Annotated in this window: 16 protein-coding genes and 1 tRNA gene; 9 read left to right on the top strand and 8 right to left on the bottom strand. The window is 74.4% G+C overall.

Annotated elements, in window-relative coordinates; genetic code table 11:
• Position 1 precedes the first annotated feature (1 nt).
• The 6 genes from ACPPVO_RS57870 to ACPPVO_RS57845 are packed head-to-tail and all read right to left on the bottom strand — an operon-like array spanning position 2 to position 6,548.
• On the bottom strand, positions 2-1,135 hold the full coding sequence (locus ACPPVO_RS57870; protein WP_426508313.1) for a vWA domain-containing protein: 1,134 nt from the start codon (positions 1,133-1,135) through the stop codon (positions 2-4).
• Positions 1,107-1,967: an AAA family ATPase gene (locus tag ACPPVO_RS57865; RefSeq protein ID WP_426508311.1), complete on the bottom strand. Its 861-nt coding sequence runs from the start codon at positions 1,965-1,967 to the stop codon at positions 1,107-1,109. The genes ACPPVO_RS57870 and ACPPVO_RS57865 overlap by 29 nt, the downstream gene beginning before the upstream one ends.
• Entirely contained in the window at positions 1,964-2,848 is an 885-nt protein-coding gene (locus ACPPVO_RS57860) for an XdhC family protein (protein WP_426508309.1), read from the bottom strand. The genes ACPPVO_RS57865 and ACPPVO_RS57860 overlap by 4 nt, the downstream gene beginning before the upstream one ends.
• Positions 2,849-5,218 carry an aerobic carbon-monoxide dehydrogenase large subunit gene (locus ACPPVO_RS57855; RefSeq protein WP_426508308.1) on the bottom strand — a complete coding sequence of 790 codons (2,370 nt, stop codon included), beginning with the start codon at positions 5,216-5,218 and terminating at the stop codon, positions 2,849-2,851.
• The gene (locus tag ACPPVO_RS57850; RefSeq protein WP_426508306.1) at positions 5,215-5,670 is read right to left on the bottom strand and encodes a (2Fe-2S)-binding protein; all 456 of its coding nucleotides are present in this window, start codon (positions 5,668-5,670) and stop codon (positions 5,215-5,217) included. Before ACPPVO_RS57850 ends, ACPPVO_RS57855 begins: the two co-directional genes overlap by 4 nt.
• Positions 5,671-5,672: 2 nt before the next feature.
• The gene (locus ACPPVO_RS57845; protein WP_426508304.1) at positions 5,673-6,548 is read right to left on the bottom strand and encodes an FAD binding domain-containing protein; all 876 of its coding nucleotides are present in this window, start codon (positions 6,546-6,548) and stop codon (positions 5,673-5,675) included.
• Positions 6,549-6,656: 108 nt separating this feature from the next.
• On the opposite strand from ACPPVO_RS57845, the gene ACPPVO_RS57840 reads away from it, so the two are divergent.
• Positions 6,657-7,508 carry a spermidine synthase gene (locus tag ACPPVO_RS57840; RefSeq protein ID WP_426508302.1) on the top strand — a complete coding sequence of 284 codons (852 nt, stop codon included), beginning with the start codon at positions 6,657-6,659 and terminating at the stop codon, positions 7,506-7,508.
• A gap of 68 nt (positions 7,509-7,576) precedes the next feature.
• Positions 7,577-8,695, top strand: a complete 1,119-nt coding sequence (locus ACPPVO_RS57835) for a branched-chain amino acid aminotransferase (protein ID WP_426508300.1) — start codon at positions 7,577-7,579, stop codon at positions 8,693-8,695.
• A 55-nt stretch (positions 8,696-8,750) separates the two neighbouring features.
• On the opposite strand, the gene ACPPVO_RS57830 is transcribed toward ACPPVO_RS57835, so the two are convergent.
• Positions 8,751-8,826, bottom strand: a tRNA-Arg gene (locus tag ACPPVO_RS57830).
• Between the two features lie 111 nt (positions 8,827-8,937).
• Between ACPPVO_RS57830 and ACPPVO_RS57825 the strand changes: the two genes are divergently transcribed.
• On the top strand, positions 8,938-9,441 hold the full coding sequence (locus ACPPVO_RS57825) for a SigE family RNA polymerase sigma factor (RefSeq protein ID WP_426508298.1): 504 nt from the start codon (positions 8,938-8,940) through the stop codon (positions 9,439-9,441).
• A 1-nt stretch (position 9,442) separates the two neighbouring features.
• Positions 9,443-10,573, top strand: coding sequence for a hypothetical protein (locus ACPPVO_RS57820; protein WP_426508296.1), 1,131 nt, complete (start codon positions 9,443-9,445; stop codon positions 10,571-10,573).
• Here the strand turns inward: ACPPVO_RS57820 and nhaA are convergent.
• The gene (gene nhaA / locus ACPPVO_RS57815) at positions 10,527-12,434 is read right to left on the bottom strand and encodes a Na+/H+ antiporter NhaA (protein WP_426508294.1); all 1,908 of its coding nucleotides are present in this window, start codon (positions 12,432-12,434) and stop codon (positions 10,527-10,529) included. The two genes, ACPPVO_RS57820 and nhaA, sit on opposite strands and share 47 nt — an antisense overlap.
• 104 nt (positions 12,435-12,538) lie before the next feature.
• On the opposite strand from nhaA, the gene ACPPVO_RS57810 reads away from it, so the two are divergent.
• From ACPPVO_RS57810 to ACPPVO_RS57790, 5 genes are all read left to right on the top strand, one after another.
• Positions 12,539-13,132, top strand: coding sequence for a response regulator (locus ACPPVO_RS57810; RefSeq protein ID WP_426514900.1), 594 nt, complete (start codon positions 12,539-12,541; stop codon positions 13,130-13,132).
• A complete protein-coding gene (locus ACPPVO_RS57805; protein WP_426508292.1) occupies positions 13,129-14,184 on the top strand; it encodes a sensor histidine kinase in 1,056 nt (351 codons plus the stop codon). Before ACPPVO_RS57810 ends, ACPPVO_RS57805 begins: the two co-directional genes overlap by 4 nt.
• Positions 14,185-14,187: 3 nt before the next feature.
• The gene (locus ACPPVO_RS57800) at positions 14,188-15,048 is read left to right on the top strand and encodes an ABC transporter ATP-binding protein (protein ID WP_426508290.1); all 861 of its coding nucleotides are present in this window, start codon (positions 14,188-14,190) and stop codon (positions 15,046-15,048) included.
• Positions 15,045-16,514 (top strand): hypothetical protein, encoded by a 1,470-nt coding sequence (locus tag ACPPVO_RS57795; RefSeq protein WP_426508288.1) that lies wholly within the window; start codon positions 15,045-15,047, stop codon positions 16,512-16,514. Before ACPPVO_RS57800 ends, ACPPVO_RS57795 begins: the two co-directional genes overlap by 4 nt.
• Before the next feature lie 61 nt (positions 16,515-16,575).
• Positions 16,576-17,922, top strand: coding sequence for an FAD-binding oxidoreductase (locus tag ACPPVO_RS57790; protein ID WP_426508286.1), 1,347 nt, complete (start codon positions 16,576-16,578; stop codon positions 17,920-17,922).
• The last annotated feature ends 9 nt before the right edge of the window (positions 17,923-17,931 follow it).

Genomic DNA, 17,931 nt, shown 5'->3' with positions numbered 1-17,931 from the left:
ATTACCGGCGGCCCCCTGCTCGGAGCGCTTCGAGCAGGGGGCCGATCGCCTCCAAAGAGTGCCCGCTGACCACCGCGTCGCAGTGCGGCCACGCGGCCGCCATGCCGCCCACTAGCGGGCGGTAGCGCGGGCTCTGGGTTCGCGGGTTGACCCAGACGACGCGGTGGGCGAGGCGGCGCAGTCGAGCCATCTCGACGCCGACCGGGGCCGGGTCGCCGGTCTCCCAGCCGTCCGACACGATGAGCACGACGGCGCCGCGGGCCAGGCCCCGGCGGCCGTACTCGTCGTTGAACCGCCGCAGCGCCGCCCCGATGCGCGTGCCGCCCGACCAGTCCGGGGCGGCCTGCCCGGCCCGCTGCAGCGCCGCCGCCGGGCTCGTACGGCGGGCCAGGAGCCGGGTCAGGCGCGTCAGCCGCGTGGCGAACGTGAACACCTCGGCGCGGGAGGCGCCGGCCGCGCAGTACAACAGCTGGATCATGGCCCGCGCGTAGGGCTCCATCGACCCGGAGATGTCGCACAGCACCACGAGCCGGCGGGGCTTCTCGCGGCGCGTCCGGCGGGGCAGCGCCAGCGGCTCGCCGCCCGTCCGGCGGGCCTTGCGCAGGGTGGCCCGCAGGTCGATGCGGTGCCCGTCGGCGGCCGGGCGCCACCGGCGGCTGCGGCGCGGCGGGGTGGCGAACCGCAGGAGCTTCATGAGCTCGGCGAGGCGGGCGAGCTCGGCCTCGCTGAGCGTGGCGAAGTCCCGCGTGGCCAGCCGCTCGGAGGCGCTCCCCGTGACCCCGACCGAGACCTCGCGGGACGGCGCCTCGCCCGGGCTGTCGGCCAGGTTCAGGCCGGTGGAGCTGGGCGAGGACAGGGCCCCGGAGGCGTTGAGGTCACCGCGGAACTCGGCGACGTCGCTGTAGCCCCGGAAGGCCGCGTCGAAGACGGCGTCCAGCACCGCGAACTGGGTGGGCGAGGAGACGAGCGTCGCCCGGGCGCAGCGGTGCAGCTCGTCGACGGTCCGCGGGTCCAGGACCGCGATGGCCTGGGCGAAGCGGGCGGCGCGGTCCGGCCCGACCGAGAGGCCGGCCTGGTGCAGCGCCGCGCCGAACGCGGCGACCAGATCAGCCAGCGATGTCGGCGAGACCGGCACGCGCCGTCTCCTCGTCCTCGCGGTACTTCAGCACGGCGCCGAGCGTCATGTCCGCCGACGCCGCGTCGAGCCCCAGGCCGAGCAGCTGCAGGGCGTTGGCCCACGAGATCGCCTCGGCCACGCCCGGCGGCTTGACCAGGTCCATCCCCCGCAGCCGGGACACCGCGCCGGCGACCCGCTCGGCGAGCGGCCCCGCCGCGCCGGGCACCCGGCGGCGGATGATGGCGGCCACGCGCGCCTGGTCCGGGTAGCCGATCCAGTGGTACAGGCAGCGGCGCAGGAGCGCGTCGTGCAGGTCGCGGGTCCGGTTCGAGGTGAGGACCACGACGGGCGGCACGACCGCGACCCGGGTGCCCAGCTCGGGGATGGTGACCGAGCCCTCGGCGAGCAGCTCGAACAGGAACGCCTCGAACTCGTCGTCGGCCCGGTCGACCTCGTCGATGAGCAGCACCGCCGGGCGCGGCCCCGGGTGCTCGATCGCGGCCAGCAGCGGGCGGCGCAGCAGGTACTCGGGGGCGAAGAGGTCCGCCTCGCGCGGGGTCTCGCCGCGCGCCTCGGCCAGCCGGATGCCGAGCAGCTGGCGCGGGTAGTTCCACTCGTACAACGCCTCGGCCGCGCTGAGCCCCTCGTAGCACTGCAGCCGGATCAGCGGCGTGTCCAGCGCGGCCGCGAGCGCCCCGGCCGCGGCCGTCTTGCCGACCCCGGGCTCGCCCTCCAGCAGGATCGGCTGGCCCATCCGCACGGCCAGGAACAGCGCCGTGCCCAGCGCGGGATCGGTGAGGTACCCCTGGCGGTCCAGCCCCGCGACGAGCCCGTCGACGCCGTCGATCACAGGTACCGGGCCGGGTCGTCGGCGAACGCGCGGCGGCAGCCGGTGCCGCAGAAGTAGTACGCGACCCCCTCGTGCTGGTAGTGCAGCGCGTCGGGGGCGATCACCACGTCCATGTTGCAGACCGGGTCCTTGGCCGTCGCGACGGGAACCGGCGTCGGCGCGGTCTGCCGGGGGCGCAGCGCGATGATCTCGGCCAGCACCGACAGCGCGATCTCGTGCGGCGTCCGCGCGCCGATGTCCAGCCCGGCCGGGGCGTGGATCGAGCCCCGCTCGGCCTCGGTCACGGCGAGCTCGCCCAGGACCGCGGCCGCGCGCTTGCGGCTGGCGACCAGCGCGATGTACGGCGTCCGGGCCTTCAGGGCGGCGGCCAGCGCCCCGGCCTCGTCGCGGCCGTGCGAGGCGACCACGACGGCGTCGGCGTCGGCGGGGACCGCGGCGCCGGGCTCGTCCACCCGGCGCCCCTCCCAGCCCACGGCCGCGGCCACGTCGACCAGGGCCCGGGCGACGGGCGCCTCGCCGAACACGAAGACCAGCGGCGCGGGGATCATGGCTTCCAAGAAGATTTCGAGGGTACCGCCGGAAAGGCAGGGATTCGCCACGGTCAGCAGCCCCTCCGCGCCCGGGCGGTCCTCGGGCCCGTCGTCGTCGGGCGTGATGCGCAGCAGGGCCGACTCGCCCGTCGCCAGGAGCTTGAGCCCCTGGAGACGGACGGTCGACTCGGCACACGTGCCCCCGACGAACCCCTCCAGCGTGCCGTCCGGCAGGACCAGTGCGCGGTCGCCGGCCTTGGCGCTGGTGGGGCGCTCCGCCCGCACCACCGTCGCCAGGACGAAGGGGGTGCGGGCGTCGCGCAGCTGATCGGCGCGGTGCAGGAGGCTCATTTAGCTGATCGCCATATCGGTTCGGATCGGGTTGCCCTGCACGGCCCGCCACACGTTGGACGGCGTGAGGGGCATGTCGGCGTGGCGTACCCCGAAGGGCTTGACGGCGTCGAGGACGGCGTTGACGACCGCGGCCGGGGAGCCGACCGTGGCGGACTCGCCGACGCCCTTGGCGCCGATCGGGTGGTGCGGCGACGGCGTGACGGTCTCGCCGAGCTCCCACGAGGGGCACTCCAGCGACGTCGGCAGCAGGTAGTCCATGAGCGACGCGCCGAGGTGGTTGCCGTCCTCGTCGAACGCCATGAGCTGCATGAGCGCCATGCCGATGCCGTCGGCGAGGCCGCCGTGGACCTGCCCCTCGACGATCATCGGGTTGATGCGCACGCCGCAGTCGTCGACCGCGATGAACCGGCGCACCTTGACCTGGCCCGTCGCCGGGTCCACGTCCACGACGCAGACGTAGGCGCCGAACGGGTACGTCAGGTTCGGCGGGTTGTAGACCGTCGTCGCGTCGAGGTGGCCCTCGACGCCCTCCGGCAGCTCGAGGCTCGAGTGCGCGGCCATGGCGATCTCCTGGATCGTCCGGCCCTGGTCCGGGTCGCCCTTGACGAAGAAGCGGCCCTTCTCCCAGTCCAGGTCGTCCGGGGACACCTCCAGCATCGCCGAGGCCACGATCCGGGCCCGGTCGCGCACCTTGCGGGCGACGATCGCCGTGGCCGCGCCGGAGACCGGGGTCGAGCGCGAGCCGTAGGTACCGAGGCCGAAGGGGGTCTGATCGGTGTCGCCGTGCACGACGTCGATGTCGTCCGGGGAGATGCCGAGCTCCTCGGCCACGATCTGCGCGAACGTGGTCTCGTGGCCCTGGCCCTGGGTCTGCACCGACAGGCGCAGCACCGCCTTGCCGGTCGGGTGTACCCGCAGCTCGGCGCCGTCGGCCATGCCCAGCCCGAGGATGTCCATGTGCTTGCGCGGGCCCGCGCCCACGCCCTCGGTGAAGAAGCTCAGGCCGATGCCCATGTACTCGCCGCGCTCGCGCTTCTCCGCCTGCTCCTTGCGCAGCTGCTCGTACCCGACCATGTCCAGCGCCAGCCGCAGCGCCTTCGGGTAGTCGCCGGAGTCGTACTCCCAGCCGGTGGGCGTGGTGTACGGGAACTGCTCCGGCTTGAGCAGGTTCTTCATCCGCAGCTCGGCCGGGTCCATCTTCAGCTCGTAGGCCAGCACGTCGATCATGCGCTCGACGAGGTACACCGCCTCGGTGATCCGGAACGAGCAGGCGTACGCCACGCCGCCGGGCGCCTTGTTCGTGTACACCCCCGTGACGTCGCACGAGGCCGCCTCCAGGTCGTAGGACCCGGTGAAGATGTGGAAGAAGCCGGCCGGGAACTTCGTCGGCTGGGCGGTGCCGTTGAAGGCGCCGTGGTCGGCGAGCACCTTGACCCGCAGGGCGCGGATCTTGCCGTCCTTCGTCGCCGCGATCTCGCCGTGCATGTGGTAGTCGCGGGCGAACGCGGTGGAGGTCAGGTGCTCGTTGCGGTCCTCCATCCACTTGACCGGCTTGCCGGTGACGATCGAGCCGACGATCGCCAGGACGTAGCCGGGGTAGATGCCGACCTTGCCGCCGAAGCCGCCGCCGATGTCGGGCGAGACCACCCGGATCTTGTGCTCGGGCAGGCCGGCGACGAGCGCGTACACGGTGCGGTGGGCGTGCGGCGCCTGCGTGGTCGAGTAGATCGTGAGCTTGCCGCTGACCTTGTCGAAGTCGGCGACGGCGCCGCAGGTCTCCAGCGGCGACGGGTGGACCCGCGGGTAGAGCACGTCCTCGGCCACCACGACCTCGGAGTCGGCGAAGACCGCTTCGGTCTTCTCCTTGTCGCCCGCGCTCCAGTCGAAGATGTGGTTGTCGGTCTTGCCCTCCTTGTCGTCCCGGATGACCGGGGCGCCGGGGGCGAGGGCCTGCTTGGCGTCGGCGACGACCGGCAGCGGCTCGTAGTCGACCTCGATGAGCTCCAGGGCGTCGCGCGCGATGTAGTGGTTCTCCGCCACCACGAACGCGACCTCCTGGTTCTGGAAGCGCACCTTGTCGGTCGCGAGCACCGCCTGGGTGTCGTACGACAGCGTGGGCATCCAGGCCAGCTTGAGGCTCTCGAGCGTGGCGCCGGTGATGACCGCCTTGACGCCGGGCAGCGCCTCGGCGGCGCTCGTGTCGATCGAGATGATCTTCGCGTGCGCGTACGGGCTGCGCAGGAAGGCCCCGTGCAGCATCCCGGGCAGGCGGACGTCGTCGACGTAGTTGCCCTTGCCCCGCACGAACCGCGCGTCCTCCTTGCGGTGCATGCGGCCGAAGCCCATGGGCGTCTCAGTAACTGTCATTTGGTCGCCGCCCACTGGATCGATCGGACGATGTTCTCGTACCCGGTGCACCGGCAGAGCTGCCCGGAGATGGCCTCGCGGATCTCGCTCTCCGACGGGTCGGGGTTCTGGTCCAGCAGCGCGCGGGCGGTGATCAGCATGCCCGGGGTACAGAAGCCGCACTGCAGGCCGTGGCACTGTACGAAGCCCTCCTGCACCGGGTCGAGGCCGTCGGCGCGCTCGAGGCCCTCGACGGTGCCGACCCGCTTGCCGTCGGCCATGACCGCGAGCACGGTGCACGACTTGACCGGCACGTCGTCAAGCGTCACGGTGCACACGCCGCAGTTGGAGGTGTCGCAGCCCCAGTGCGTGCCAGTGAGGCCGAGCTCGTTGCGCAGGAAATGCACGAGCAGCAGGCGGGGCTCGACATCGCGGGTGTGCTGCTCGCCGTTGACCGTCACGGTGATCTGCATGCTCAGGCCTCCTGCCCCCGGGCCCGGGCGGCCGCGGCGCGCAACGCGCGCGTGGTGAGCTCGCCGGCGAGGTGGCGCTTGTAGTCGACCGGTCCGCGCTGGTCGGCGACCGGGTTGGTGTGCTCGGCGGCGATGCGCCCCGCCTCGGCGAACGTCTCCTCGGTGGCCGGCCGGCCGACCAGGAACTCCTGGGCCTCGGTGGCCCGGAAGTGCTCGGCGCCGACGGCGGCCAGGCCGATGCCGGCGCGCTGGACGGTGCCGCCCGACAGCCACAGGGCGGCCCCGGCCGCCGCGACGGCCCAGTCGCCGACGCGGCGCTCGACCTTGAGGTACGCCGAGCCCCCGCCCGGCCGGATCGGCACCAGGATCTCGATGAGCAGCTCGCCGGCCTCGACCACGGTCTCGTACGGCCCGACGTGGAACTCCGTCAGCGGCACGGTCCGCGACCCCCGCGGGCCCTGCACGACCACCGACGCGTCGACGGCGGCGAACGCGGCCGAGAGGTCCTCGGCCGGGTCGGCCTGGCACAGCGAGCCGCCGACCGTGCCGCGGTTGCGCACCAGCGGGTCAGCGATCACCTTCTCGGCGTCGGCGAAGATGCGGTAGTGCTCCTCGACCAGCGGCGAGGCGAGCAGCTCGGCGTGGCGCGTGAGGGCGCCGATGCGCAGCTGCGAGCCGTCGACCCGGATATAGGACAGTTCGGCCACGTCGTTGATGTCGATCAGTGCGGTGGGCCGGGCCAGGCGGAGCTTCATCATTGGGATGAGGCTGTGTCCGCCGGCGATGACCCGGGCGTCCTCCCCGTACTGCTCCAGCAGTTGCAGGGTCTGACCGACGCTCGTGGCCTTCGCGTACTCGAATGCGGCGGGTACTTGCATCGCGCCTCCGGTCTTTCGGATACAGACAACCAGCATCGTCGTCCTCGGGCCGTTATCGGACAACCCCCGAGTGCCTGTGGATCTGCTGCGCGAATGCAAGATTGACGCGTGGGCGGGCGGAAGCGGGCGACGGGAATCGTGGAGCAGGTCGATGGCGGCGTGGCCGAGCTGTGCCCGGACGACGGGCGGCCCGGGCGGTGGACGCTTCTGCTGGACGGGTATCCGCAGTCCGCGCTCGACCTGGACGATCCGCGGCAGCTGGACTTCGAGTACATGCGGCGCATCGCCTCGGTCATCGACGCGATTGCTCCGGCCCGCGCGCCGCTGTCGGTGCTGCACCTGGGCGGGGGCGCGCTGACGCTGCCGCGGTACGTGGCGGCGACCCGGCCCGGCTCGGCCCAGCGCGTGGTCGAGCGCGACGCGGCGCTCATCGCGTTCGTGCGCCGCGAGCTGCCGCTGCCGCGCGGCGCCGACATCCGGGTGCGCGCCGCCGACGCCCGGGAGGCGGTCGAGACGCTCGCCCCGGGCCGCTTCGACCTGGTCATCGCCGACGTCTACGGCGGGGCCCGGGTGCCGGCCCACCTGGCCTCGCTGGAGTTCCTGACGGCGGCCGCGCGGCTGCTGCGCCCCGGCGGGGTCTACGTGGCCAACCTGGCCGACGGCTCCGGGCTCGCGTTCGCCCGGGGGCAGGCCGCCACGCTGCGGCGGGTGTACGGCGAGGTCGTACTGCTCGCCGAGCCGGGCGTGCTGCGCGGGCGCCGCTTCGGCAACGTGATCCTGGCCGCCGCGGTCGAGCCGGGGCGCATCCCGCAGGCGCCGCTGGCCCGGGCGGGCGCGGCCGACCCGTTCCCGGCCCGGCTCGTGGCCGGCGACGACCTGACCGACCTGGTCGCGGGCGCCCGAGTGGTGACGGACGCGACGGCCACGGCGAGCCCCCCACCGCCGGCCAATTTGTTCTGAGTGGTTGTTACCGACCAGTTCCCGGGATACGGCTTAGCGATCGTTCAGGCTCCGCTTACAGTTCCGGAATGCTCGAATTCGACATCGTCCCGGCCGAGCGCCGCCCGGCGGCCGAGCGCGCCGCCCTGCTCGTCGACCCTGGGTTCGGCCGCGTGTTCACCGACCACATGGTCACGATCCGGTACGCCGAGGGCGAGGGCTGGCACGACGCCCGCCTGGTCCCGTTCGGGCCGCTCTCGCTCTCCCCGGCCACCGCGGCGCTGCACTACAGCCAGGAGCTGTTCGAGGGGCTGAAGGCGTATGCGCTGCCGGACGAATCCGGCGAGGTAGGTTCAGGCCGCGGTCGCGGCGGCGTCGGGCTGTTCCGCCCTGACGCCAACGCGCGCCGGCTGAATGCGACCGCCGAGCGCCTGGCGATGCCGCAGTTGCCGGAGGAGCTGTTCCTGAAGGCGGTCCGGACGCTGGTCGAGGCCGACCGGGACTGGGTGCCGGCGGGCGAGGGGCAGAGCCTGTACATCCGCCCGTTCATGATCGCCACGGACCCGTTCCTGGGCGTGCGGCCCTCGTCGGAGTACCTCTTCGCCGTGATCGCCTCCCCGTCGGGCGCGTACTTCTCCGGCGGCGCGAAGCCGGTCACGGTCTGGATCTCTCAGGACTACTCGCGGGCCGCGCCGGGCGGGACGGGCCACGTGAAGGCCGCCGCCAACTACGCGGTGAGCCTGCGCGCCCAGGCCCAGGCCCAGGACGCGGGCTGCGACCAGACGGTCTTCCTCGACGCGGTGGAGCACCGCTGGATCGAGGAGTCGGGCAGCATGAACCTCTTCTTCGTGTACGGCTCCCCCGACGCGCCGGTGCTGGTGACCCCGCCGCTGAACGGCTCGATCCTGCCCGGCGTGACCCGCGACTCCGTCATCACGCTGGCCCGGCACCGCGGCTGGACGGTGCACGAGCGGCCGTACTCCGTCGACGAGTGGAGCGCCGACGCCACCGGCGGCGAGCTGCTGGAGACGTTCGCCTGCGGCACCGGCGTGGTCATCACGTCGATCGGCCGGGCGCGCTCGCGCGACGGCGAGTTCGAGATCGGCGGCGCCGCGGAGGGCCCGGTCACGGCCTCGATCCGCGACGCCCTCGTGGGCATCCAGCGCGGCCGGGCCGAGGACCCCTTCGGCTGGTCGGTGCGCGCCTGACCGCCCGCCGACGCGAACGGCCCCCGCCCGGGTTCGGGCAGGGGCCGTTTCTCGTTGGTGGCCCCGGCGCGAATCGAACGCGCGACACCCGCTTTAGGAGAGCGGTGCTCTATCCCCTGAGCTACGAGGCCTCTGTGCTGCAGGACCGAGTCTAGGGGAACCATGGCATCGACCGAAATCGCGTATCCGTGCAACCTTCCACCGGGCGGCGCTCGTTTCAGTCCGACCGATGGGGGAGGGCGATGCGCCGACAGGCGCGGGACGAGTACGTCGAGTACGTCACGGGGCGGATTGCACCGCTGCGGCGGCTCGCGTACCTGCTGTGCGGCGACGAGCACCACGCCGACGACATCGTGCAGCTCACGATCGAGAAGCTGTACCGGCGCTGGCCGCGGGTCCGGGCGCTGGAGCACGTCGACCAGTACGTGCGGCAGATGCTCGTGCGCACGTTCCTCGACGAGCGGCGGCGGCCCTGGGCCCGGGTGGGACTGTTCGCCCGCGCGCCGGAGCCGGGGCCGCGCCCGGCCGGCGGGGAGCCGGAGACGGCCCTGGCCGTGCGGGCCGCGCTGGCCCGGGTGCCGCCGCGGCAGCAGGCGGTGCTCGTCCTGCGGTACCTCTGCGACCTGCCCGTCGACGAGGTGGCCGCGATCCTGAACTGCTCTCCCGGCACGGTGAAGAGCCAGTGCTCGCGCGGGCTGGCCGCAATGCGCCGGCTCGTCGGTGACGACCTGCAGAGGACGGTGTGAGATGGACGATGACCGGTTCGCGGTGGAGCTGCTGGCGCCGCTGCGCACGGAGCCGCGGGGGCCCTCGGGCGTGGACGTGGGTCGCGCGGTGGCCCAGGGCGAGCGGCGGCAGGGCACGATACGCGCGGCGGGCGCGGGCGCGGCGGTGCTCGTGGTGCTCGGCGGCGGCTGGGCGGCGCTGGGCCTGCGCGGCGGCGGTCCGGCGCCCGGACCGGACGCCGGCGCGGGCGCGCCGCCGGTGCCCAAGGCCTGCGTGCCGAAGGTCCTCGGGGCCCCGTCCGAGTTCGAGTACCGCGTCACCGTGGCCGCCGGCGACCCGACCGGGCGGTACCAGGTCGGCCGGGCCTCCGACGGGCCGGACGCCATCTCGGTGCTGTGGGACCGCGGCCAGTGGACCAGGCTCGACGACCTTGCCGTGAACCCGGCGGACGTCAACGCGAACGGGGCCGTGGTCGGCACCCGGCCGGGCGCCCGGAACCGCCTGGACGGCATCGGATGGATGTACCGCGACGGGCGGCTCCAGGAGCTGGCCGGCGGCGACCACGTGCTGGCGACGGGCGTCAACGACCGGGGCCAGATCGTCGGCAACATCGAGGGCAAGGGGGTGACCTGGGCGAGCGCGGACTCGCCGCCGGTCGACCTGCCGGTCCCCGCGGGCTACGAGGGACCGGCGGGGGCGGGCGGCATCGACGAGGACGGGACCGTGGCCGGCACGCTCAAACAGGACGGCGTCTCCGTCCCCGTCGTCTGGCTCCCGGACGGCCGGGTCGAGCGGCTCGAAACGCCCGGCCCGGGATTGATCGACCCCATCGGCATCCGCAACGGCTGGGTGATCGGCAACCGCTGGGAGGGCGCGGTGCGCTGGAACCTGCGCGCCGGGGGCCCGGTGGCGACGATCGGCGGCGGGCACAATGCCGAGGGGCCGAACTCGTCGGGCTGGCTGGTGCGGCAGGTCTTCCCGGGCGCCGAGCTCGAGGCCGGCGGCGTGCGCGTCCCGCTGACGCCGCCGGACGGGACCAGGCCGGCCGCCGTGATCGATCCGCGCTCGATAAGCGACGACGGGCGCACGATCGCGGGGCAGATTCCTAACGATCGGAGCGGTTCGACCGCGTACCTGTGGACGTGCCGATGAGGGCCCGCGCCCGGGCCACCTTCACCGCCTCGGTGAGGGTGGCCAGGTCGTAGGCGCCGTAGTGGCGCCGGCCGTTGATGAAGAAGGTCGGGGTGCCGCCGACGCCGCTCAGGTCCGCGGACTCGACGTCCTGGGCGATCCGGGCCTCGTGGGCGTGGCGCATGAGGTCCTCGTGGAAGCGCCGGCGGTCGAGGCCGAGGCGCTCGGCGTACTCCACCAGGGCCATCGGCTTGAGCTCGTCCTGGTGGTCGAGCAGCAGGTCGTGCATGGGCCAGAAGGCGCCCTGCGCGGCCGCCGCCTCGGCCGCCTCCGCCGCCAGCTGGGCCTGCGGGTGCACGTCGGTCAGCGGCAGGTGCCGCCACACGTAGCGCAGGTCGGCGTCGGACAGCAGCTCGCGCACCGCGGGCTCGGCCTGGCCGCAGTAGGGGCACTGGAAGTCGCCGTACTCCACGACCGTCACCGACGCGCCGGCCGCCCCGCGCACGTGGTCGACGTCCGGGTCGACCGGCGGGATGAGGTCGGTGAGCACGTCGGCGTCGCCCAGCAGGGCCCGGGCCCGCTTGTGCTTGGGCAGGAGGGCCGTGACGCGGTACACCACCCAGGTGAGCAGCGACGCGACGGCGGCCGCGGCCAGCACGCCCAGCTTGGCCTCGGCGAGCTCGTCGCCGGTGAACGCCAGGCTGGCGATGAGCAGCGACACCGTGAAGCCGATGCCGGCGATCGTGCCGCTGCCCAGCACCGCCGCCCACCCGGCGCCGGGCCGCACCCGCCCGCCGGAGAGCCGGGTCACCAGCCACGACGTGCCGACGACGGCGACCGGCTTGCCGAGCACGTAGCCGGCGATCACGCCCAGCGTGACCGGCGAGGCGAAGGCCCGCGCCAGGAACGCCCCGTCGACCGGGATGCCGGCGTTGGCCAGGCCGAAGAGCGGGACGATCAGGTAGCTGCTCCACGGGTGGTATATCCGCTGGAGGCGGTCGTTCGGCGACAGCGTGCGCGTCAGGCCCAGCGACGCCGACCGGGCCAGCTCGGCCGTCGGCTGCTCGCGGAACAGCTTGAACAGGCCGCTGGCCGCCTCCAGCGCGCCGCGGGCCGGGGTGTATGCGGTCGCGGTGAGGCCGATGGCCAGGCCGGACACGACGGGGTCGACGCCGGAGCGCAGCATGAGGTACCACAGCAGGATTCCGAGCGGCGCGTAGACGAAGCCGGCCCGCACCCCGAGGGCGCGCAGGCCGAGCAGGCCGCCGAAGACCGCCACGGCCAGCAGCAGCGGCATCATCGCGATGTGCTCGGAGTAGGCCACGGCGATGACGATCAGGGCGACCACGTCGTCGACGACGAACACGGTCAGCAGGAACACCCGCGCCTGCTCGGGCACGCCCCGGCCGACCAGCGCGAGCAGCCCCAGGGCGAGCGCGGTGTCGGTCGACATGGCCACGCCCCAGCCGTGCGTGCCGGGGCCGCCGTGGTTGACCGCGAGGTACACGCCGACCGGCAGCACCATGCCCGCCACCCCGGCCGCGAACGGCAGCAGGAAGCGGGGGCGGTCGCGCAGGTCGCCCAGGTCCAGCTCGCGCCGCGCCTCCAGGCCGACGACGAGGAAGAACAGCGTCATGAGCCCGCTGTTGACCCAGGTGCGCAGGTCGTACGCGAGCTCCCAGCCGCCGACCTTCAGCGCCAGCTCGGTGTGCCACAGCCGCTCGTAGCCATCCTCGTCCACGTTCGCCCAGACCAGGGCCGCGACGATGGCGGCGACGAGCACCCCGGCGCTGCCGGACTCGGTCGCCATGAAGGTGCGCAGCGGCGCCGCGATGTCGCGGCGCCAGAGGGACTTGCCGCCCTCGGTCGACGGGTCGGCCATAGCGGCAAAGTCTAGGCTCAATGATCGTGAGCGCTGTTGTGAACGGGCTCGGTGGCGCCGCGAGTGCGAACGGCATTCAGGTGGTCATCGCGGACGACCAGGCAATGGTTCGCGACGGCCTGCGGCGCATCCTCGGGGCGGCCGCGGACATCGAGGTCGTGGGCGAGGCCGCGGACGGGGTCGAGGCCCTGGAGCTGGTGCGCGCCGTGCGGCCCGACGTGGCGCTTGTCGACATCCGGATGCCGCGCATGGACGGGCTCACCCTCACCCGCGAGCTCGCCGGCGGCCCCACCCGGGTCGTCGTGGTCACCACGTTCGACCTGGACGAGTACGTGTACGCGGCCCTTCGCAACGGCGCGGCCGGGTTCCTGCTCAAGCGCTCCGGCCCGGCCCTGCTCACCGAGGCCGTCCGGGCCGCCGTCTCCGGCGAGAGCCTGATCAGCCCGGCGATCACCGTCAAGCTGCTGCGGCACCTCTCCCGCCCGCGCCCGGAGTCGCCGGAGCCGCTGACCGAGCGGGAGCTGGAGATCGCCGCCCACGTCGGCGCGGGCCGCACCAACGCCGAGATCGGCGCGGAGCTGTTCATCTCGGCCGGCACGGTGAAGACGCACGTGGCCGCGGTCCAGCGCAAGCTCGCCGTGCGCAACCGGGTCGGGATCGCGGTCTGGGCCTGGAACCACGGGGTCGTCGTGCCGTGAGGGCCTACTGGCTGCTGCTCCTGGTCGTCCCGGTGCTGTGCGGGCTGCCCTTCACCCGGTCGGCCGGGATCCTGGTGAGCATCGCGGCCATGGTCGCCGTGGCGGCGGCGGTCCGCCCGTCCCTCGGCCTCGTGGCGGCCGCGGTCTCGATCGGGGTGACCGTGATCTACCGGGGCCCGCCGCAGCCGCCGGGGCTGTGGCTCATCTTCGAGTTCACCCCGCTGCTCGTCCTGCTGACCCGCACCGCCCGCGCGGGCCGGTGGGTCGCGGCCCTCGTCGCGCTCGCCGTCACCGTCCTGCCGCTGCGGGTCACCCTCCACCAGCCGGCCCACCGCCTGGACGGCTCGGTCCTCGTGGTCGCCGCCGCGTTCGCGTGCGCCGTGGCCGCCGCCGGGCTCGGGCTGTACCGGCGAGCACAGGACGGCCGGCGCGCTCGCGCCCTCGCCGCGGCGCGGCGCTCGCAGCGGCTGGAGCTGGCCCGCGACCTGCACGACCTCGTCGCCCACGAGGTCACCGGGATCGTGCTGGAGGCGCAGGCGGCCCGGGTCGCGCCGGCCGCCGGGTCCTACGAGCGGATCGAGGCGGCCGGGCAGCGGGCGCTCACCGCGATGGACGACATGGTGGCGGCCCTGCGTACCTCTGACGAGGACGCCCCGCCGCGGGTCCACGGGCTCGCCGACCTGCCCGGGGTCGTTTCACGCTTCGGCCCCGCGGCCACGCTGGCGATCGAGCCGGGGGCCGCGCTCCCGGCGGCGGCCGGGAGCGTGGCCTACCACGTGGTGATCGAGGCGCTGACGAACGTGCGCCGCCACGCGCCGGCGGCCGACGTCGCGATCACACTGTCAACGGCGGGCATTCTGACCGTCGTTTCGGATATGCCGGAAATATCGACCACGCGCCCCGCCGGCGGCAACGGGCTCGAAGGGCTCCGCGAACGCGTCGAGGCCGTGGGCGGCACGTTCGGCGCCGGGCCGCGCGACGGGCGGTGGGAAGTGCGCTGCGATCTCTCCCGTTCGGCAGATGTGCCCGGGAACGGCCGCCCGCAGCCTTGAGGCATGCTCGAACTGGTCGACATCACGAAGGTCTACAAGGGGCAGAAACGCGCCGTCGACGGCCTCACGCTGCGGCTCACGCCGGGGCTGGTCGGGCTGCTCGGGCCCAACGGCGCCGGGAAGTCGTCGCTGCTGCGGATCGCCGCCACCGTCACCCGGCCCACGAGCGGCCAGGTGCGCTTCGACGGCCAGGACGCGGTCGCGCGGCCGGACGGGCTGCGGCAGGCGCTGGGGTACCTGCCGCAGGACTTCGGCGTGTACCCGAACCTGAACGCGGTCGAGTTCCTGCGGTACCTCGCCGCGGTCAAGGGGCTCTCGGCCCGCTCGGCGCGGGCGCGGATCGACGAGGTCCTCGAGCTGGTGAACCTCACGCACGCGGCGAAGCGGGCGCTGGGCGGGTACAGCGGCGGCATGCTGCGCCGGGTGGGCATCGCGCAGACGCTGCTCGGGGATCCCCGCGTGATCATCGTGGACGAGCCGACCGCCGGGCTCGACCCGGAGGAGCGGGTGCGGTTCCGCAACCTGCTCAGCGACCTCGCGGCCACGCGGGTCGTGCTGCTCTCCACGCACATCGTCGGCGACGTCGAGTCGGCCGCGGCGCGGATCGCCGTCGTCAAGGGCGGCCGGATCCGCCTCGACGGGGCGCCCGAGGACCTCGTGCGCGGCGTCGCCGGGCACGTGTGGGAGGCGACCGTCGCGCCCGCGGACGCCGCGGCCCTGCAGCAGCGGCTGCTGACGACGCGGGCGGTGCGCACGGCCCAGGGGGTACGGCTGCGGATCCTGGCCGTGAACCGGCCGCTGCCCGACGCCGTGCCGGCCGCGCCCGACCTCGAGGACGCCTACGTCGGGGCGGTGCACGCGTGATCGCCGCGGCCGTCGCCGACTTCCGGGAGCGGGTGCGGCGGCCGGCGTACCTGCTGATGCTCATCTCGGCCATCGGGCTGGGGCTCCTCGCGGTGCCCGCCGTCGACGCGCACTGGTCGGTCCTCGTGATCGGGGGGTTCCGCGGGCGGTACACCAGCGGGTACGTCGGGATGGTGACCGCCCTGACGAGCGCGCTCTGGCTGACGCTGGTCGGCTTCTACCTGGTGCGCGACGCCGTGGCCCGCGACGAGCGCACCGGCGTCGGGCAGCTGATCGCGGCCTCGCCGATGCGCACGCCGGCGTACCTCGCGGCGAAGCTGCTCAGCAACGTCGCCGTGCTCGTCTCGATGACCGCCGTGCTGGCCGGCACCGCGGTGGTCCTGCAGCTGCTGCGGGGCGAGTCGCGGGTCGTCGACCCGGTCGCGCTGCTGCTGCCGTTCGTGCTCGTCGCCCTGCCCATGCTCGTGGTCACGGGCGCGGTGGCGCTGCTGTTCGAGGCGACGCCGGTGCTGCGCGGCGGGCTGGGCAACGTGCTGTGGGTCTTCGTGTGGATGGTCGGCGCGATCGGCGGGCAGTCCGCGCACGCGCCCTTCGGCGGGCTCGGCCTGCAGCCGGTGAACCTCCCCGCGGGGGCGTCGCAGGACGTGGGGCTCGGGCTGATGTACGTCGACGAGCCCCTCAAGGTCTTCGACTGGCCCGGCCTGCGCCTCTCGCCTGAGTTCCTCGGCGGCCGGGCGGGGCTGCTGCTCGTGGCCCTCGCGCTCGCGCTGCTGCCCGCGCTGTGGTTCCACCGCTTCGACCGCCCGGCCCGAGCGGGTCGCGCGGCGCCGGCCTCCGATCCGCCGGCCCGGTACGCGGGGCTGCCGCGGACCGCGCCCCGCCGCGGCGCCACGTTCGCGCGGCTGCTGGCCGGCGAGGCGCGCATCCTGGTCGCGGGGGCGCCGCTCTGGTGGTGGCTGGGGGCGGGCGCGCTGGGCCTGGCGGGGCTCGCGGTGCCGCGCGGGGCCGTGCTCGCGTTCGCCTGGGTGTGGCCGCTGCTGCTGTGGTCGCGGCTGGGCACGCAGCCGGCGCTGTCCGGGACCGCGGCGATCCTGGGCGCGTACCCGGCGCCGCGGCGGCGCCGGCTCGCCGAGTTCGGCGCGGGCGTGCTGCTGGCGGTGGCGATCGGGCTCGGCTCGGCGGCCCGCCTGGCGATCGGCGGCGACTGGCGCGGGCTGGCGGGGTGGGCCGCCGGGGCGCTGTTCATCCCGGCCCTGGCCCTGCTGCTGGGCACGCTGACCGGCGCGCCGAGGGTCTTCCAGGCCGTGTACACGCTGCTCTGGTACCTCATGATCAACGATACGGACGCGCTGGACTACATGGGCATCCTCCGGGGCGAACCGGGCGCCGCCTTCTGGGCCGGGGCCGCGCTCGTCTTCGTCGCGGGGTCCCTGAGCTGGGCGGCGATGCAGGAGGCGCGCCGGTAGCGCGCCGCGGCACAACTCGTCGCCAAGTCGCGACCAACCGGCGGGCCGCACCGTGAGGCCCATGACCACTGCACCGACCTCCCTCCCGGCCGTGGCCGGGCCCGTATACACCAAGCAGGACGAGGGCTACGCCGCCGAGATCGCGGCGTGGAACGTCGCCACCGTCCACGAGCCGCTCGCCGTCGTCGGCGCCACCTGCCCGCAGGACGTCGTCGAGGCGGTGCGCTGGGCCGGCGCCCTCGGGCTGCCCGTCGCCGTCCAGGCCACCGGCCACGGCGCCGTGCGCCCGGCGCGCGGCGTGCTCGTCAACACGAGCCGGATGAACGAGGTCAGCGTGGACCCGGTGGCGCGGACCGCCCGCGCCGCCGCCGGGGCCCGCTCGGCCGACGTGATCGCCGCGGCCGCCCCGCACGGGCTGGCCCCGCTCAACGGCTCGTCCTCGCGGGTCGGCTTCGTCGGGTACACGCTCGGCGGCGGTGTCGGCCCGCTCGGGCGCCGGTACGGCTTCGCCGCCGACCTCGTGCGCTCGGTCGAGATCGTCACCGCCGACGGCGTGCTGCGCACCGTCGACGCCGACCGCGAGCCCGACCTGTTCTGGGCGGTCCGGGGCGGCAAGGGCAACTTCGGCATCGTCACCGCGCTCGAGTTCGACCTGGTCGAGGTCGGCAGCTTCTTCGGCGGCGGGATCTACTACCCGATCGAGCACGCCGGGGCGGTGCTGCATGCGTACCGGGAGTGGTCGGCCGGCCTGCCGGAGGAGATGAGCACGTCGGTGGCGCTGCTGCGGCTGCCCGACCTGCCGGCCCTGCCCCCGCCGCTGCGCGGGGCGAACGTGGTGCACCTGCGCGTGTGCTTCCTCGGCGGCGCGGAGGAGGGCGACGCGCTGCTGGCCCCGATGCGCTCGGCCGCGCCGGCGATCATCGGGGAGGTGCTGACGCTGCCGTACCCCGCGATCGACGCCGTGCACCGCGACCCCGTCGACCCGATGCCGACCCGCGAGCGCGGCGTGCTGCTCGGCGCGCTCACCGCCGAGACGGTCGACCGGGTGCTGGCCGCGGCCGGGCCGGGCGTCGACGTGCCGCTGCCGGTGGTCGAGCTGCGCCAGCTCGGCGGGGCGTTCGACCGGCCGCCGGCGGTGCCCAACGCGGTGAGCGGGCGCGGCGCCGCGTACTCGCTGTTCGTCATCGGCCTGGGCGTCCCGGAGCTGCGGGAGGCCGTGGACGCGGCGACGGAGCGGGTGCTCGCGGTCGACCGGTTCCCGGGCGGGTTGATCAACTTCTCGGGCGGGGCGGGCCCGGAGGCGATCCGGGCCAACTGGCCGCCCGCGGACCGGGACCGGCTGCTGGGCGTGAAGCGCTCCTACGACCCGGCGAACGTCTTCTCCGGCGGCCAGCCGCTGGTCGGCTGACTCCCGTGT

This window comes from Dactylosporangium sp. McL0621 (genome assembly GCF_049995355.1).
GTDB lineage: Bacteria > Actinomycetota > Actinomycetes > Mycobacteriales > Micromonosporaceae > Dactylosporangium.
This window is presented reverse-complemented; position numbering and strand designations above follow the sequence as displayed.

What these genes read in the sequence shown, in the direction of transcription:
- ACPPVO_RS57860 (WP_426508309.1), bottom strand. Translation starts at nt 2,848, where the DNA reads ATGAGCCTCCTGCACCGCGCCGATCAGCTGCGCGACGCCCGCACCCCC.
- ACPPVO_RS57855 (WP_426508308.1), bottom strand. Translation starts at nt 5,218, where the DNA reads ATGACAGTTACTGAGACGCCCATGGGCTTCGGCCGCATGCACCGCAAG.
- ACPPVO_RS57850 (WP_426508306.1), bottom strand. Translation starts at nt 5,670, where the DNA reads ATGCAGATCACCGTGACGGTCAACGGCGAGCAGCACACCCGCGATGTC.
- ACPPVO_RS57845 (WP_426508304.1), bottom strand. Translation starts at nt 6,548, where the DNA reads ATGCAAGTACCCGCCGCATTCGAGTACGCGAAGGCCACGAGCGTCGGT.
- ACPPVO_RS57835 (WP_426508300.1), top strand. Translation starts at nt 7,577, where the DNA reads ATGCTCGAATTCGACATCGTCCCGGCCGAGCGCCGCCCGGCGGCCGAG.
- ACPPVO_RS57825 (WP_426508298.1), top strand. Translation starts at nt 8,938, where the DNA reads ATGCGCCGACAGGCGCGGGACGAGTACGTCGAGTACGTCACGGGGCGG.
- ACPPVO_RS57820 (WP_426508296.1), top strand. Translation starts at nt 9,443, where the DNA reads ATGGACGATGACCGGTTCGCGGTGGAGCTGCTGGCGCCGCTGCGCACG.
- nhaA (WP_426508294.1), bottom strand. Translation starts at nt 12,434, where the DNA reads ATGGCCGACCCGTCGACCGAGGGCGGCAAGTCCCTCTGGCGCCGCGAC.
- ACPPVO_RS57810 (WP_426514900.1), top strand. Translation starts at nt 12,539, where the DNA reads ATGGTTCGCGACGGCCTGCGGCGCATCCTCGGGGCGGCCGCGGACATC.
- ACPPVO_RS57800 (WP_426508290.1), top strand. Translation starts at nt 14,188, where the DNA reads ATGCTCGAACTGGTCGACATCACGAAGGTCTACAAGGGGCAGAAACGC.
- ACPPVO_RS57790 (WP_426508286.1), top strand. Translation starts at nt 16,576, where the DNA reads ATGACCACTGCACCGACCTCCCTCCCGGCCGTGGCCGGGCCCGTATAC.